The organism is Isoptericola nanjingensis (assembly GCF_050311635.1).
Classification (GTDB): Bacteria; Actinomycetota; Actinomycetes; order Actinomycetales; family Cellulomonadaceae; genus Isoptericola; species Isoptericola nanjingensis.
Genome location: NZ_JBNOZL010000002.1, coordinates 474732 through 489050, shown reverse-complemented (window position 1 = coordinate 489050; position 14319 = coordinate 474732). Strand labels below are relative to the sequence as shown.

Sequence of the window (14319 nt, the reverse complement as noted above, 5' to 3'; positions counted from 1 at the left end):
CCCGCGGGCCGCGCTGGGCTACGTTTTCCCGCATGACCACGGACGCCCCGCACCCTGAGGGCGAGCCCGACGAGGTCGACGAGGTCGACAGCTCCGTCCGTCCCGTCCAGCACGACAGCAAGAACCCGCCGCGGTGGCTGCCGCGCGCGCTGGTGATGGTCGTGGTGGCCGCGTTCGTCGCCACCTTCCTCGCGTACGCGTTCGGCCAGCTCGGCGGGCTGGCCGTCAACGTGCTCATCTCCTTCTTCGTCGCGCTCGCGCTCGAGCCGATCGTCGTGTGGCTGGTGCGGCACGGGTGGCGGCGCGGCGCGGCCGCGGGCGTCTCGCTGGGCGGGGCGATCGTCGTCGTGCTCGTCGTGTTCGCGATGTTCGGCAACCTGTTCGTGCAGCAGCTGATCCAGCTCGTCTCGTCGCTGCCCGACCTCTACACGAGCATCCAGCAGGGCATCGAGTCGCGCTGGGACGTCACCGTCCCCGACTCCGACGATCTCGTCGCGCAGGCCCTGGACCAGTGGGGGCAGGACGTCGCGACGGGTGCGATCAGCATCGGCGTGTCCATCGTGGGCGTCCTGTTCGCGATCACCACGATCCTGCTCATCACGTACTACCTCATGGCCGCGGGCCCCAAGTTCCGCGCCGCCATCTGCGCCTGGCTGCGGCCGGACCGCCAGCAGGAGGTGCTGACGCTGTGGGAGATCACGCAGGTGAAGGTCTCCGACTTCATCAGCTCCCGCGTCGTGCTCGCCGCGCTGTCGAGCGTGTTCACGTTCGTCTTCCTGCTGATCGTGCAGACGCCGTACGCGCTGCCGCTGGCGGTGTTCACGGGCGTCGTGTCGCAGTTCGTGCCCACCATCGGCACGTACATCGGCGGCGCCCTGCCGGTGGCGGTCGCGCTCGCCGCCCAGGGGCTGCCGCAGGCGATCGCCGTGCTGATCTTCATCGTCGCGTACCAGCAGGTGGAGAACCTCATCTTCTCCCCGAAGGTCAGCGCCCGGGCGCTGGAGATGAACCCGGCCGTGTCGTTCGTCGGCGTCCTCGGGTTCGGCGCCGTCTTCGGCGCGCTCGGCGCGTTCCTCGCCCTGCCGATCCTCGCGACCGTGCAGGCCCTCGGGAACACGTACCTGCAGCGGCACGAGCTCGTCGACTCGACCCTGCTGCACGACCCCGACCAGCCGTCCGGCCGCGGCGAGGGCGTGTGGTCGTCGCGGCGACGGCGCAACCTCGAGGCCGGGGAGCGTGCCGCCCGCGAGGCGGAGGCCCGGCGCCGCGACGGCGCAGAGGAGTGAGAGCTGAGATGAGCAACGCATGAGTCCGGACCTCGTCGGCGGCATCGCCCTCATCGTGATCGTCGGGGTGGCCGGACAGGTCGCCGCCCGCGCGCTGCGGGTCCCGTCGATCCTGCTGCTGCTCGTGCTCGGGCTGCTCGTCGGGCCGGTCCTCGGCTGGCTCGACCCGGACGCGCTGTTCGGCGAGGCGCTGTTCCCGCTGGTGTCGATGGCCGTCGGCCTCCTGCTCTTCGAGGAGTCGCTCAAGCTGGACTTCGGACGCCTGCGCGGTGGCGCGCGGCGGCCCGTGCTCGGCCTGGTGACCACCGGCGCCCTCGTCACCGGCCTCGGCGCCACCGCCGTCGCGTACCTGTTCCTCGACGTGACCTGGGGCCGGGCGGCCGTCATCGGCGCGATCCTCATCGTGTCCGGGCCGACCGTCGTCGGGCCGCTGCTCGCCATCATCCGGCCCCGCCAGCCCGTCGAGTCCGTCCTCGCCTTCGAGGGCATCTTCATCGACCCCATCGGGGCCACGGTGGCGCTCGCCGTGGCGAACGTCGTGCTCCACGCCGAGCCCGTCAGCCTGCTCGAGACCGGGGGTCTGGGGCTGCTGGTGGGCGGGGTGGCCGCCGTGCTGCTCGTGGTGCTCATCCGCTTCGGCAAGGTGCCGAAAGAGACGGAGGTCGTGCTGGCGTTCGCGTTCGCCCTCGGGGCCTACGCGCTGGCCGAGGGCGTGCACGACGAGGCCGGCCTGTTCGCCACGACCGCGCTCGGCGCCGTCCTGGCGAACCAGCGGGTGGCGCGCACCGAGCCGCTGCACGAGTTCGGCACCCACATCGGCCTGCTGCTCATCGGCGCGCTGTTCGTCGTGCTGTCCGCCCGGATCGACCTGGACGCCCTGGCCCGGTACGCGCTGCCCACCGTCCTCGTCGTCGCGGCGCTGGTGCTGGTGCTGCGCCCCGTGGTGGCCGCCGTCTCGACGCTCGGGACCGACCTGAGATGGTCCGACCGGGCGATGATCGGCTGGATGGCGCCGCGCGGCATCGTCGCCGCGTCGACCGCGTCCGTCTTCTCGCTGCGGTTCGACGACGCCGGTGAGCCGTTCCCCCAGCTGGTGCCGGTGATCTTCGGCGTCGTGCTGCTCACCGCGATCGTGTACGGGTTCACCGGCACGCCCATGGCGAAGCTGCTCGGGGTGCGCTCCGACGACCAGGAGCGGCTGGACGACGACGGCCTGCCGGTGCTCGACCGGACGTCCTGACCGGCCCGCTGCCTACGATGTCGGGATGACCGGTCCGGTGCTGGTGGGCGTGCCCCACGACCGCCACCCCAGCGTGCCCCGGCGGGCCGCCGACCTGGCGGCCGCGCTCGGTACCGAGCTGGTGTGCGTGGCCGTGGACGAGGCGTCCGTGCACGAGCCGTCCGGCGCCGTGGTGCCCGTCGACCCCGACGCCGGCTCTCCCGCCGACGACGGCGGCCTGCGCGACGCCGTCGCCGCCGCCCTGGCCGACAGCCCCGTGCGCTGGCGGCTCGAGCGCACCGCCGGCGACCCGGCCACGGAGCTCGCCCGGATCGCCGCCGCACATGACGCTGCCCTGATCGTGGTGGGCGCGCGCCGCCCCGGGATGCGGGGCTGGGCCACGCACCTGGTCGGCGGCACCGTCGCCGGGCACCTCGTCCACGACCAGCCGCGGCCGGTGGTCGTGCTGCCCGACCGGCACGCGGGCGACGCGTCGTGACGGCGGGCAGCCCGCCCGCGCGCGGACGCCCGGCCCACCGGCGCCCTGGTCTGGTCGCGCTGGTCGCAGCCGGCGGCGCCGTCGGCACCGCCGCCCGGTTCGGGCTGGCGCAGGCGTGGCCCGCCGTCGACGGGTGGCCGGTCGCGACGCTCGCCGCCAACGTGCTCGGTGCGTTCGTGCTGGGCTGGCTGCTGGAGTCGCTCGCGGCCCACGGGCCGGAGACGCCCACCGTGCAGCGGGTGCGGCTGGCCGTCGGCACGGGCGTGCTGGGCGGGTTCACGACGTTCTCGTCCCTCGCCCTGGAGACGGAACGGCTGCTCGCTTCCGGATCCGTGGGGCAGGGGCTCGCGTACGCCCTCGGCACGCTGGTGCTCGGGTACCTCGCCTGCCTCGCGGGCGTGCTGCTCGGCTCTCGCCGGAGGTCCCGATGAGGCGGCCGAGATGAGGGTGCCGCGATGAGCGCCGCCGCGACGCTGCTGCTCGTCGCCGTGGCAGGTGGGCTGGGCGCCGCCGCCCGGTTCGTCGTCGACGGCGCGGTGCGGGCGCGGACGCCGGGCGCGGCGTTCCCCTGGGCGACGGTCGCGGTGAACGTGTCCGGGTCGCTGCTCATCGGCCTCGTCTCGGGCGTGCTGCTCGGCGCCGGCGACCCGGCCCACCTCGAGCCCTGGCGCCTCGGCGTGGCGACCGGGTTCTGCGGCGGGTACACCACCTTCTCCACGGCGATGGTCGAGACCGTCCGCCTCGCCCGCTCCGGTCGGCCCCGGCTGGCCCTGGCCAACGCCCTCGGCACCATGGCGCTCACGCTGGCCGCCGTCGTCGTCGGCATCGGCCTCGGCGTCCTCGTGGGTCGGCTCCTCTAGGACGTCGTGGGCGCTCGGGGTCAGGGGCCTGTGGCACGCTGACCCGGTGAGCCTCATGCTGCTGGACTCCGCGAGCCTGTACTTCCGCGCCTTCTTCGGCCTGCCCGACTCGCTGCGCTCCCCCGACGGCAAGCCCGTCAACGCGGTGCGCGGCCTGCTGGACATGATCGCGTTCCTCGTCACCGAGCACGGGCCGGACCGGCTCGTGGCGTGCTGGGACGAGGACTGGCGGCCGGCGTTCCGCGTCGAGGCGATCGGGTCGTACAAGGAGCACCGGGTCGCGGCGGTCACCCCCGTGGGGGAGCCCGACGTCGAGGAGGTGCCCGACGCGCTCACGCCGCAGGTCCCCGTGATCGTCGACGTGCTGGCCGCGCTCGGCATCGCCCGTGTGGGCGCGCCGGGCTTCGAGGCGGACGACGTCATCGGCACGCTGGTCACCCGCGAGGTGGCGCGCAGCGCGGCGACCGCGCTGCCCGTGGCCGGCGCCGTCGGGATGGTGATGCCGGCCAGCGTCGACATCGTCACCGGCGACCGCGACCTGTTCCAGCTCGTCGACGACGCCGCCGGCGTGCGCGTGCTGTACCCGGCGCGCGGCGTGCGCGACCCCGACGTCGTCGACCAGGCGAGGCTCGCGGAGAAGTACGGCGTGCCCAGCGGGCAGGCGTACGCCGACATGGCGACCCTGCGCGGCGACCCGTCCGACGGCCTGCCCGGCGTGCCCGGCATCGGCGAGAAGACGGCGGCCAAGCTGCTCGCCGCGTTCGGCGACCTGGCCGGGTTGCGCGCCGCGGCGGAGCACGGCGCGAAGGGGATCACCCCGACCCAGCGGCAGAAGCTGCTCGACGCCGCGCCCTACCTCGACGTCGCGCCCACGGTGGTGCAGGTCGCGCACGACGCCCCCGTCGGGGAGGTCGACGCGACGCTGCCTCGGGCCCCGAAGGACCCCGAGGCGCTCGACGCCCTCGCCGAGCGGTGGGGCATCCGCAGCAGCGTGGACCGCGTGCTCGCGGCCCTCGCCGCCCGCCCCTGAGCCGCACCCCGGCCCGGACGGGTCAGGGCTGGAAGACGCAGAACTCGTTGCCCTCCGGGTCGCCCATGACGGTCCAGGCGATCTCGTCGTCCTGCGCGCGCAGCACGCGTGCGCCGCGGGCGACGAGGTCGTCCACGGTGACGCCGTCGTTCAGGGTCACGTCCCAGTGCCAGCGGTTCTTGACCGTCTTCGGCTCCGGCACGGGGACGAAGTCGAACGACTCGAACGGGACGCCCGCGCCCTCGTCCAGGTAGGCGTAGTCCATGGCGTCGTCCTGGGTGAGCGTGCCACCCAGGAGCCCGTGCCAGAACGCGGCGACCGTCCGGTAGTCCGCGCAGTCCACGACGATGTCCTTGAGCCGGTAGGCCGGCACCTCGTCGGCGGTGAAGACGCAGAGCTCGCCGCCCTCAGGATCGGCCAGCGTCGTGTAGTGGAACCGACCGGGCTCGCTGAGGCGCGGCTGGTCGGGGAGCTCGTCGAGCGACCGGGCGCGCACGTCGGGGTGCACGCGGTGCTTCACCGTCTTCGCCTCGGGCACGGTGTTGACCCAGATCGTCCGCGCCTTCGCGGGGTCGGGGCCCGGGTCGCGCAGGACGACGTCGCCGTCGTCCAGCGCCTCCGCCCGCAGCCCCAGGGTGCGGGCCCAGAACTCTCCCAGCGAGGCCGCGTCGACGGCGTCGACGCACAGGTCCTTGAAGGTCACCAGGCTCATGACCGGCCACCCTAGACCGTGGTGGGTGCTCGATGGGCGCTGTTCGCCTCGCGAACAACGCCCATCGAGCACCCCGACGAACCGGCGGGGTCAGCCCGTGTTCTGCAGGCCCGCGGAGACTCCGTTCACGGTGAGCAGCAGCAGGTGCTGCCAGCGGTCCTTGTGTCCGCCGTCCACCCACTCGCCGTCGTCCACGGTGAGGCCCTCGCTGACGCCCTGGCTGCGCAGCGCGCGCAGGGCGCGGACCTGGAGCAGCGACAGCGCGTCGACGTACGGGGAGCGCAGCTGTACGGCGCGGCCGAGGACGCGGCGGTTGGCGAGCGGCCATTCGTTGCCCGTCACCCGCAGCACCCACTCGCGGGTGAGCCGCAGCTCGCCGAGCACGAGCTCGGCGAGGTCGTCGCGGTCGCCGAGGGCCAGGTACTGCGCGGCGATGTCCTCCTGCGTCTTGGCGAGGCCCATCTCCACGGTGTCGAGCAGCGTGGTGAACAGGGGCCACTCGCGGTACGCGGCCTGCAGCTCCTCGAGCCCGCCCGGCTGCTCGCCGGCCGAGCGCAGCGACGTGCCGAGGCCGAACCAGCCCGCGAGGTTGATGCGCGCCTGCGACCAGGAGAACACCCAGGGGATGGCGCGCAGGTCGTCGAGCGAGTTGACCGACAGGCCGCGCTTGGCGGGGCGGGAGCCGATCGGCAGCAGGCCGACCTCCTCCAGCGGAGTCACCTGGGAGAACCACTGCGGGAAGCCCTCGGACTTCACGAGGCCGTGGAACGCGGCGCGCGACGTCTCGTCGAGCGCGGCGGCCAGCGGCGCGAACCGCTCCCGGGCGTCGGCGTTCCGCTTCTCCACCGTCGGGGCCGAGGCGAGCAGCGTCGCCGCGGCGACCTGCTCGATGTGCCGCGCGGCGATCGTCGGGTCGCCGTAGCGGGCGAGGATGACCTCGCCCTGCTCGGTGAGCTTGAAGCGGCCGTCCACCGAGTGCGGCGGCTGCGCGAGCACCGCGCGGTTGGCAGGGCCGCCGCCGCGGCCGAGCGAGCCGCCGCGGCCGTGGAACTGGGTCAGCGTGATGTCGTGGCGCTGCGCCCACTCGGCGATCCGCGACTGCGCCTTGTGCAGGGCGAGGGTCGCGGCGACCGGGCCGACGTCCTTCGACGAGTCCGAGTAGCCGAGCATGACCTCGACGCGCCGGCCGTTCTCCGCGAGGCGGCGCTGCACCTCGGGGAACTCCAGCATCGCCTCGAGGATGTCGACCGAGTTCTCCAGGTCGTCGAAGGTCTCGAACAGCGGCACGGCGTCGACGACGGGCGCGTCGTCGCTGCCCTCGAAGGCGAGCGCGGCGAGCCGGTAGACGGCGGCCAGGTGCTCGGGCGCCTGTGTGAACGACACGATGTAGCGGCGGGCGGCGCGGATGCCGAACCGCTTCTGCACGGCGCCGAGGGCGCGGTAGGTGTCGAGCACCTCGACCGTGCGCTCGGAGAGGTCGCCGTGGATGCCCTTCTCGGCGGTCTCCGCGAGGGCGGCGGCGTGCACCTGCGAGTGCTGGCGCACCTCCAGCTCGGCGAGGTGGAACCCGAAGGTCTGCACCTGCCACACGAGCTTCTGCAGGTCGCCGTAGGCGGCACGCGGGGCGCCCGCCTCGACGAGGGAGCGCTGCACGACCTCGAGGTCGGCGACGAGCTCCTCCGGCTCCCGGTACCCGAGGTCCGCGTCGCGGCGACGGGTCGCGGCGACACGGCCGGCGACGGCGAGGACAGCGGCGCGGTGCGGCTCGTTCGGCGAGTCGGCGGCGGCGCGGGTGACGAGCTCGTCGGAGAGCTGGCGCATCCGCTGCCAGAGCGCCTTGAGCTCGGCCGACGCCGGCGTGCCCTCCTCGTCGAGCGTGAGCTTGCGCCCCGTCTCGACGGCGGCCTTCTCGAGCGCGCCGAGCGCGTGCTCGGCGGCGAGGGTCGCGGCCTGCCGGGTGACCTCGGCGGTGACGTTCGGGTTGCCGTCGCGGTCGCCGCCGATCCAGGAGCCCAGGTGGACGAACGGGCGCGCGACGGGTGGCACGCTGCCGGCCTCGCCGTCGAGCAGCCAGTCGTCCAGGCGGCGGTACACCTCGGGGAAGGTGGAGAACATCGTGGCGTCGAAGACGCCCATCGCGGTCTTCACCTCGTCCAGCACGGACGGCTTGTGCGCGCGGATGGGCGACGTGCGCCACATGGTGTCGATCTCGGCGAGCAGGCGGCGCTCGTTCTCGGCGAGCGTGGTGCCTCCGGGACGCATCGTGTCGCGGTCGGCGACCAGCGAAGAGATGCGGCGGACGGCGCCCGAGACGGCGCGACGGCGGGCCTCGGTGGGGTGCGCGGTGAGGACCGGGCGGAACTCGATCTCGCCCAGGCGCCGCAGCGCCTCGTCGCGGCCGACCTCCTCCGCGAGCTGCGTGAACGCCTGCGGCAGCGAGTCCTCGATGACGACTCCCGACGCGGCGTCCGACTCGCGCGCCCGCAGCACACGGACACGGTGGTACTCCTCGGCGAGGTTCGCCAGGTGGAAGTAGCACGTGAAGGCCCGCGCGACCTGCTCGGCGCGCTCCGGCGTGAAGCCGGCCACGACCTCGGCCGCCTCCGCCAGCGTCGCACCGCCGTCGTCCGCCCCGTAGGCGCGGATCGTCAGGCCGCGGAGACGCTCGACGTCGTCGAGCAGGCTCTGACCACCCGCCTCCTTCAGCACGGTGCCGAGCAGCCCGCCCAGCAGGCGGATGTCGTCCCGCAGGGGGTCGGGCATCTCGTGGCGTGCCACCACGCGTTCGATCGAGCCGGTGGATCCCAGGTTCTCGCTCACGGGACCAGAGCGTAAGCCGTCTCGCCGTCCGGGCGTCGAGCCGTCCGGCAGGTGACCCCTGAACTGTGGCTCAGCCCACCCATGACGGGTCGTCGAGGAGCTCCTGCAGCTCGTCGACCAGGCGCGCCGTGTGGAAGCCGTCGGCGGCGGCGTGGTGGACCTGCACGGCCAGCGGCAGGAGCACCCGGCCGTCCCGCTCGACGTACCGGCCCAGGGTGACGATCGGCGCGAGGTGGCTCCAGGCGTCGCGGATGGTCAGCGTGAACCCGGTGAACGACGCCCACGGCAGGCTGGACACGTCGAACGCGTTCGGCGGCGGCGCGCCCTGCGGGAAGAAGTCCGTCGAGCCCCCGTGCTCGGCCAGCACCGCGGTCGCGGCGTCGTGGAACGCGCCGAAGTCGGCGTCGTAGGGCGCCCAGACGCACGAGAACGTCTCCCGTTCCACGTGGAACACCGTGAACGCCGGGTGCACGACCGGCCAGACGGCGGGCGCACCGTCCTCGGTGAGGACCATGCGGAACTCGTCGTGCCGGTTCACGACCGTCGCGAGCGCCCACACCTGCGCCACGTACGTGCGGCGCGACGACGTGCGCAGCGCCGCCACGAACGCCGTCGCGTCCAGCTCCACCGTCATCGCGTACGTGCACGGCGACGCCCGGTAGTGCTCGAAGTGCTGCCGGCGCGGCCAGGTGTCCAGGTCGATCGGGGCTGGTGTCTGCATGCTCCCCAGCGTCGCAGCGACCATCGGCTCTCGGCAGCGCATTTCTGGTCGCCCCGACCGACGGTGCCGCGTGCGGGAGCGGGCGAGCGTCGCGGTTAAGGTCGTCCCCGGCGGATGGTCCCCACGGACCGGTGGCACGGCCGGACGACGGACGGAGCGAACGGCAGATGACGAGGGTGTACGCGGTCAGCGACGTGCACGGCTACCGCGACGTCCTGGTGCGTGCCCTGGCCGAGGAAGGGCTCACGGACGCAGACGGACGGTGGGCCGGCCGGGACGCCCGGCTCTGGTTCCTCGGGGACTACCTGGACCGCGGGCCGGACGGCGTCGGCGTCATCGACCTCGTCCGGCGGCTCGTCGACGAGTCCGGAGGCGCCGTGGCGGCGCTCCTCGGCAACCACGAGGTGCTGGCGCTCGGGATGCGGCGGTTCGGGGCGACGACGGTCCCTCCGCCCGGCGAGCCCGGGCGGAGCTTTGCACGGTCGTGGGCCCGCAACGGCGGCCTCGACCGCGACCAGGCGCGGCTCACCGACGAGCACGTCGCCTGGCTGGGCGCCCTGCCGATGGCGGCGCACGACGCCGGTGCGCTCCTCGTGCACTCGGACACCCTCGCCTACCTCGGGTGGGGTCGGACCCTCGAGGACCTCAACGCCGCCGGGCGGGACCGGCTGGCGAGCGACGACCTCGTGGTGTGGTGGGAGACGTGGCGGGACCTCACGTCTCGCGCGGCCTTCCGCGGGGAGCACGGTCCGCGGGCCGCACGAGAGCTGCTGGACCACCTCGGTGGTGACCGGGTCGTGCACGGACACAGCATCGTCGCCGAGATGCTCGGCACGGCGTACACGGACGTCACGGAGCCGCACTCCTACGCCGACGGCCGCGCGCTCGCCATCGACGGTGGGGTCTACGAGGGCGGGCCCTGCCTCGTCGCGCGGCTCGCCTGACGTCCGGACGCCCCGGCCGACCCCGACCACCTCCCCCGCGGGCGAACCGACACCCTAGGCCGCCAGGTCCTCCGGCCCGTCGTCCGGAAGCTCGACGACGACCTTGCCCTTCGCGCGGCCGCGCTCCAGGTAGGCGTACGCGCGGGCGATGTCGGCGAACGCGAACGTCCGATCGACCACGGGGCGCAGGTGCCCGTCGTCGACGAGGCCCGCCAGGACGGCGAGGTCCGACCCGCTCGGGTGCATGAAGAGGTAGCGGTAGCGGACGCCCGCGCGGCGGGCCCGGCGTCGGATCGCGGTGCTCGCCGCCCACAGGAGGGCCGCCTTGAGGGGGCCGGCCTCCAGGTCGACGCGTGCGGTCGTCGCGTCCGGGAGGCCGGCCACGGAGACGACGGTCCGGCCCGGCTCGAGGATCGTGAAGGCGTCGGTGAGGTCCTGCCCCCCGGTGAGGTCGAACACGCCGTCGTAGTCGTGCAGGACGTCGGCGAACCGCTCGCTCCGGTAGTCCACCACCCGCGTGGCGCCGAGCGATCGCACGAGGGCCGTGCCGCGGGCGGACGCCGTCGTCGTGACCTCCGCGCCGAGCCAGACCGCGAGCTGGATGGCAAGGGTTCCGACGCCGCCCGCGCCGCCCGTGACGAGCACCCGGTCCCCCGGGGCCACCTTCAGCTCGTCGCGCAGGGCCTGCAACGCGGTGAGCCCGGCCAGCGGCAGCGACGCGGCCTCGACGAACCCGAGCGACGCGGGCATCGCCGCCACCAGGCCCTCAGCGACCGCCGCGTACTCGGCGAACGCGCCCAGCCGCCGCTTGTCGACCCGCGCGAAGACCCGGTCGCCCACCGCGAACCGGGTGACCCCGGCCCCGACGGCCGCCACCTCACCGGCGAGCTCGCTGCCCGCGACCAGCGGGAGCCGGAGCCGGGTGATCACCCGCAGGCCGCCGTCGCGCGTCTTGTGGTCGATCGGGTTCAGGCCCGCCGCCCGCACGCGGACCAGCACCTCGCCCGGTCCGGCGACCGGGCGCGGCACCTCGCGCAGCTCCATCACGCCCGGGTGGCCGTAGCGCCTGAGCACGTACCCCTGCATCCGCACGTTCCCTCCCTCGGTGGTCCGCCACGCACCGCCCGCCGCCCGCCGCGACGTCCGGCGCGCGCCGCGGGCCGCGCCCCCATAGCGTGACACCGCGACCGGGCCGCGCTACCTGCGGCAGCGTCCGGCCGTCGTGACGAACCCCTGTCCCGCACCTCCCCGGCGGGACGTCACCCGCACCCCCGAGGAGGTACGGCCATGGCCGTCCAGGTCAGCATCGACAACTTCGCCCGCGCGGAGACGGACACGATGATCGCGAGGATGCTGCCGATGGTGGGCGGCCTCGGGACGTTCCACCACGACCGCGTCCTGGCCCCGCTCGACGAGCAGCCCGTGATCCGTCAGAACCGGGACACGCTGTACTCGGTGGCGATCGTCGACCTGGGCGCGGGGGAGGCGACGCTGACCGTGCCCGAGGTCGGTGACCGGTACCTGTCGGTGATGGTGATCAACCAGGACCACTACATCAACCGGGTCCTCCACGAGGCGGGCCCGTCCGTCCTCTCCCGCGACGAGTTCGGCACGGACTACGTGGTCGTCGCGGCGCGCACGCTCTTCGACCCGACGAGCCCCGCCGACGTCGAGGAGGTGCACCGCCTCCAGGACGGGCTCACCCTCGTCACCGCAGAGCAGCGCGAGTTCGTGCGCCCCGACTACGACCCGGCCAGCCACCAGGAGGTGCGCGGGGCCCTGCTCACCCTCGGCCGCACGATGGGCGGCCTCGAGCACTGCTTCGGCCGGGCGGAGGACGTCGACCCGGTGCGGCACCTCGTCGGCACGGCGCTCGGGTGGGGCGGCCTGCCCGACGCCGAGGCGTCGTACCTGAACGTCGAGCCGCGGCTCTCGGTGGGGCGGTACACGATCACGTTCGACGACGCGCCGGCCGACGCGTTCTGGTCGCTCAGCGTCTACAACGCCGACGGCTACTTCGAGCCCGGCCCGAGCGGCCTGACGAACGTGAACTCCGTCTTCGCGACGCCGGACCCGGACGGCCGCGTTACGATCCACCTCGGCGACTGGCCCGACGACACGCCCCACCGCATCCCGCTGCCCGAGGGGTGGAACTTCACCGTCCGCCTGTACCGGCCGCGGCTCGACGAGCTCGCCGCCTGGACGGTCCCGCCCGTCGTGCCCGCCTGACGCCGGCGCACGTCATAGCGTGGCGGCGGCCAGCGTCCCGCCGCCCGCGTGCGCGATCTCGACGCGCGCGATCCGGTCCAGCGGCACCGACGACGCCGCGCCGAGGCCGGTGGAGGCCGTGCCCGACCCGGTCCACGTCGCGGCGACCGTGCGTCCGCCGTCGTGGTCGACGAGGACGAGCTCGTAGGTCGGCGCCGCCGCAGGGTCGTAGCCGCCCGAGCGCGGCGGGTAGGTGCAGCTCCACTCCAGGCTGGTCCCCCACGCGCGGGGTGTCGCGGTGAGCGACGCCCGCACGTCGACCGCGCCCACCGGCTCGAGGTCCACGGCCGTGGACTGCGCGACCGGCGCCGGCGACGAGGGTGCCGGGCCCGGGCCCTCCCCCGCGCCGCCGAGCGCCAGCCCCGTGCCGACCCCGCCCACCAGCAGCGCCGACGCCGCCACCGCAGCCACCGATCGGCGCCGGCGCCGCGAGCGCCGGGCCGCGCCGGCCAGGGCCACGAGGGGCACGACGTCCGCCAGGTCGCCGTCGTCGCCCCCGCCCACGTCGCGGCCTGCGTCCCCGCCCGCGGCCGTGACCGCAACCGTGCCCCGGGGGTCCGACGCGAGGGCGTGCTCCGAAGGCACGGAGGCGAGCAGCCCGGGCAGGCCCGCGAGCTCCGCGACCGCCGCACGGCACGCGTCGCAGCCGGCCAGGTGCTCCTCGTAGTCCCGCCGGTCGGCCGGGCTCAGCGCGCCCAGGACGTACGCCGCGTCCCACTCGCGGTACGGGTCGGTCGGCGCGGTCATGGCGTCACTCCCTTCTCCTGCAGGGCGAGCCGCAGGGCGCGCAGGGCGTAGTGCATGCGGGACTTCACGGTCCCGGGCGGGACGTCGAGCTCGTCGGACAGCTCGGCGACGGACCGTCCGCGGTAGTAGGCGCCCACGACGACGGCGCGGTGCTCGGCCGACAGGTCCGCGAGCGCGTCGGCGACGAGCCAGGCGTCCAGGACCGCCTGGGTCCGGTCCGGCTCAGGCTGCTCGGGCAGGCGCCCGGTGGCGCGCTCGCGCGCGTGGCGCGCGCTGCGGAGCTGGTCGACCACGAGGTGGCGCGCCACCGTGAACAGCCAGGCGCGCACGGACTCCTCCGGCCGTTCCAGCACCTCGGGGTGGCGCCACAGGCGCAGCAGCGACTCCTGCACCACGTCCTGCGCGTCGGTGTCGGCGGGCACCAGCCGCGCGACGAAGCGCTGCAGGTCCGGGGCGTGCGCGGCGTGGATGGCCTCGAGGAGCTGCTCGTCGGCGCGGGAGCGCGGCCTCATGACCGCTCCAGCACCAGCGAGATCTCGACGGCGCCCTCGTGGTCCACGCGGACGAAGCCGAGCGACGGCGCTGCGACGTCGTGGTCCGCGAACGTCACCGGCACCTCGGCGACGACCTGCACGACCTCCCCGACGGCCGCGACATGGGCCGCGGCCACGACGTCGCGCGTCACGCCGTGCACGGTCAGCTCGCCCGGCAGGTCCACCTCGGTGGCGCCGGCGGCGAGCGGCACGGGCTCGGTGACCGTGAAACGCGCGGTCGGGTACGTCCCCACCTCCATCACGCTGCCACGGAAGTACGCGTCCCGCGGCGGTTCGTCGGTGTGGATGCTCGCGACGTCGACCGTCACCTCGCCCGACGTGAGCGCGCCGTCCTCGACGGTCACGGTGCCGGTCACCTGGTCGGTCCGCCCGGTGACGGTCACGTCCTCGCCCCGCAGCACCTCGTGCACGCGGTAGCCGGCCTCCGACCCGGGTGCCACCGTCCACGTGCCGTCGAGGGCCGCGGGGTCGGCGAGCGGAGCCCCCGACGTGGAGAGCGTCGGGACCTCCGCCGCGGCGCGGTTGGCGTGGTCGGCGTACAGGCCGGGGCCGACGAGCACGGCGGCGCCGCCGAGCAGGACCAGCCCGGCTCCCGCCCCCACCAGCACCTTCGTCCGTGTCCGCACGACCGCTCCTCCCGCCCCGGGCCGCGCCCGCCC

15 protein-coding genes are annotated in these 14319 nt (G+C 74.6%); 8 read left to right on the top strand and 7 right to left on the bottom strand.

Annotated features, from left to right (window positions below; translation table 11 throughout):
• Nucleotides 1-32 precede the first annotated feature (32 nt).
• From ACQP6G_RS05100 to ACQP6G_RS05075, 6 genes are read left to right on the top strand one after another with little or no spacing between them, the layout of a single operon-like run.
• Nucleotides 33-1286 (top strand): AI-2E family transporter, encoded by a 1254-nt coding sequence (locus tag ACQP6G_RS05100; RefSeq protein ID WP_429763123.1) that lies wholly within the window; start codon nucleotides 33-35, stop codon nucleotides 1284-1286.
• A gap of 19 nt (nucleotides 1287-1305) precedes the next feature.
• A complete protein-coding gene (locus ACQP6G_RS05095; RefSeq protein ID WP_429763122.1) occupies nucleotides 1306-2526 on the top strand; it encodes a cation:proton antiporter in 1221 nt (406 codons plus the stop codon).
• A gap of 25 nt (nucleotides 2527-2551) precedes the next feature.
• Entirely contained in the window at nucleotides 2552-3004 is a 453-nt protein-coding gene (locus ACQP6G_RS05090; RefSeq protein ID WP_429763121.1) for a universal stress protein, read from the top strand.
• Nucleotides 3001-3435: a fluoride efflux transporter FluC gene (locus ACQP6G_RS05085; protein ID WP_429763120.1), complete on the top strand. Its 435-nt coding sequence runs from the start codon at nucleotides 3001-3003 to the stop codon at nucleotides 3433-3435. The genes ACQP6G_RS05090 and ACQP6G_RS05085 overlap by 4 nt, the downstream gene beginning before the upstream one ends.
• Before the next feature lie 24 nt (nucleotides 3436-3459).
• Entirely contained in the window at nucleotides 3460-3864 is a 405-nt protein-coding gene (locus tag ACQP6G_RS05080; protein ID WP_429763119.1) for a fluoride efflux transporter FluC, read from the top strand.
• A 55-nt stretch (nucleotides 3865-3919) separates the two neighbouring features.
• Nucleotides 3920-4894: a 5'-3' exonuclease gene (locus tag ACQP6G_RS05075; RefSeq protein WP_429763221.1), complete on the top strand. Its 975-nt coding sequence runs from the start codon at nucleotides 3920-3922 to the stop codon at nucleotides 4892-4894.
• A 22-nt stretch (nucleotides 4895-4916) separates the two neighbouring features.
• Here ACQP6G_RS05075 and ACQP6G_RS05070 read toward each other — a convergent pair whose 3' ends face one another.
• The 3 genes from ACQP6G_RS05070 to ACQP6G_RS05060 form a co-directional block, all read right to left on the bottom strand.
• On the bottom strand, nucleotides 4917-5606 hold the full coding sequence (locus tag ACQP6G_RS05070) for a VOC family protein (protein WP_429763118.1): 690 nt from the start codon (nucleotides 5604-5606) through the stop codon (nucleotides 4917-4919).
• Nucleotides 5607-5696: 90 nt separating this feature from the next.
• Complete coding sequence (locus tag ACQP6G_RS05065) at nucleotides 5697-8369, bottom strand: phosphoenolpyruvate carboxylase (protein ID WP_429763220.1); 2673 nt, start codon at nucleotides 8367-8369, stop codon at nucleotides 5697-5699.
• A 127-nt stretch (nucleotides 8370-8496) separates the two neighbouring features.
• Entirely contained in the window at nucleotides 8497-9147 is a 651-nt protein-coding gene (locus ACQP6G_RS05060; protein ID WP_429763117.1) for a CatA-like O-acetyltransferase, read from the bottom strand.
• A gap of 167 nt (nucleotides 9148-9314) precedes the next feature.
• Between ACQP6G_RS05060 and ACQP6G_RS05055 the strand changes: the two genes are divergently transcribed.
• Nucleotides 9315-10091, top strand: a complete 777-nt coding sequence (locus ACQP6G_RS05055; RefSeq protein WP_429763116.1) for a metallophosphoesterase family protein — start codon at nucleotides 9315-9317, stop codon at nucleotides 10089-10091.
• 54 nt (nucleotides 10092-10145) lie between these two features.
• Here ACQP6G_RS05055 and ACQP6G_RS05050 read toward each other — a convergent pair whose 3' ends face one another.
• Complete coding sequence (locus ACQP6G_RS05050) at nucleotides 10146-11177, bottom strand: NADP-dependent oxidoreductase (RefSeq protein WP_429763219.1); 1032 nt, start codon at nucleotides 11175-11177, stop codon at nucleotides 10146-10148.
• 201 nt (nucleotides 11178-11378) lie between these two features.
• Here ACQP6G_RS05050 and ACQP6G_RS05045 point away from each other — a divergent pair, with 201 nt between their 5' ends.
• On the top strand, nucleotides 11379-12320 hold the full coding sequence (locus ACQP6G_RS05045; RefSeq protein ID WP_429763115.1) for a DUF1254 domain-containing protein: 942 nt from the start codon (nucleotides 11379-11381) through the stop codon (nucleotides 12318-12320).
• Between the two features lie 12 nt (nucleotides 12321-12332).
• On the opposite strand, the gene ACQP6G_RS05040 is transcribed toward ACQP6G_RS05045, so the two are convergent.
• From ACQP6G_RS05040 to ACQP6G_RS05030, 3 genes are read right to left on the bottom strand one after another with little or no spacing between them, the layout of a single operon-like run.
• Complete coding sequence (locus ACQP6G_RS05040; RefSeq protein WP_429763114.1) at nucleotides 12333-13106, bottom strand: anti-sigma factor family protein; 774 nt, start codon at nucleotides 13104-13106, stop codon at nucleotides 12333-12335.
• Complete coding sequence (locus ACQP6G_RS05035; RefSeq protein ID WP_429763113.1) at nucleotides 13103-13618, bottom strand: sigma-70 family RNA polymerase sigma factor; 516 nt, start codon at nucleotides 13616-13618, stop codon at nucleotides 13103-13105. The genes ACQP6G_RS05040 and ACQP6G_RS05035 overlap by 4 nt, the downstream gene beginning before the upstream one ends.
• Complete coding sequence (locus ACQP6G_RS05030; protein WP_429763112.1) at nucleotides 13615-14286, bottom strand: YceI family protein; 672 nt, start codon at nucleotides 14284-14286, stop codon at nucleotides 13615-13617. The genes ACQP6G_RS05035 and ACQP6G_RS05030 overlap by 4 nt, the downstream gene beginning before the upstream one ends.
• Nucleotides 14287-14319: the final 33 nt, after the last annotated feature.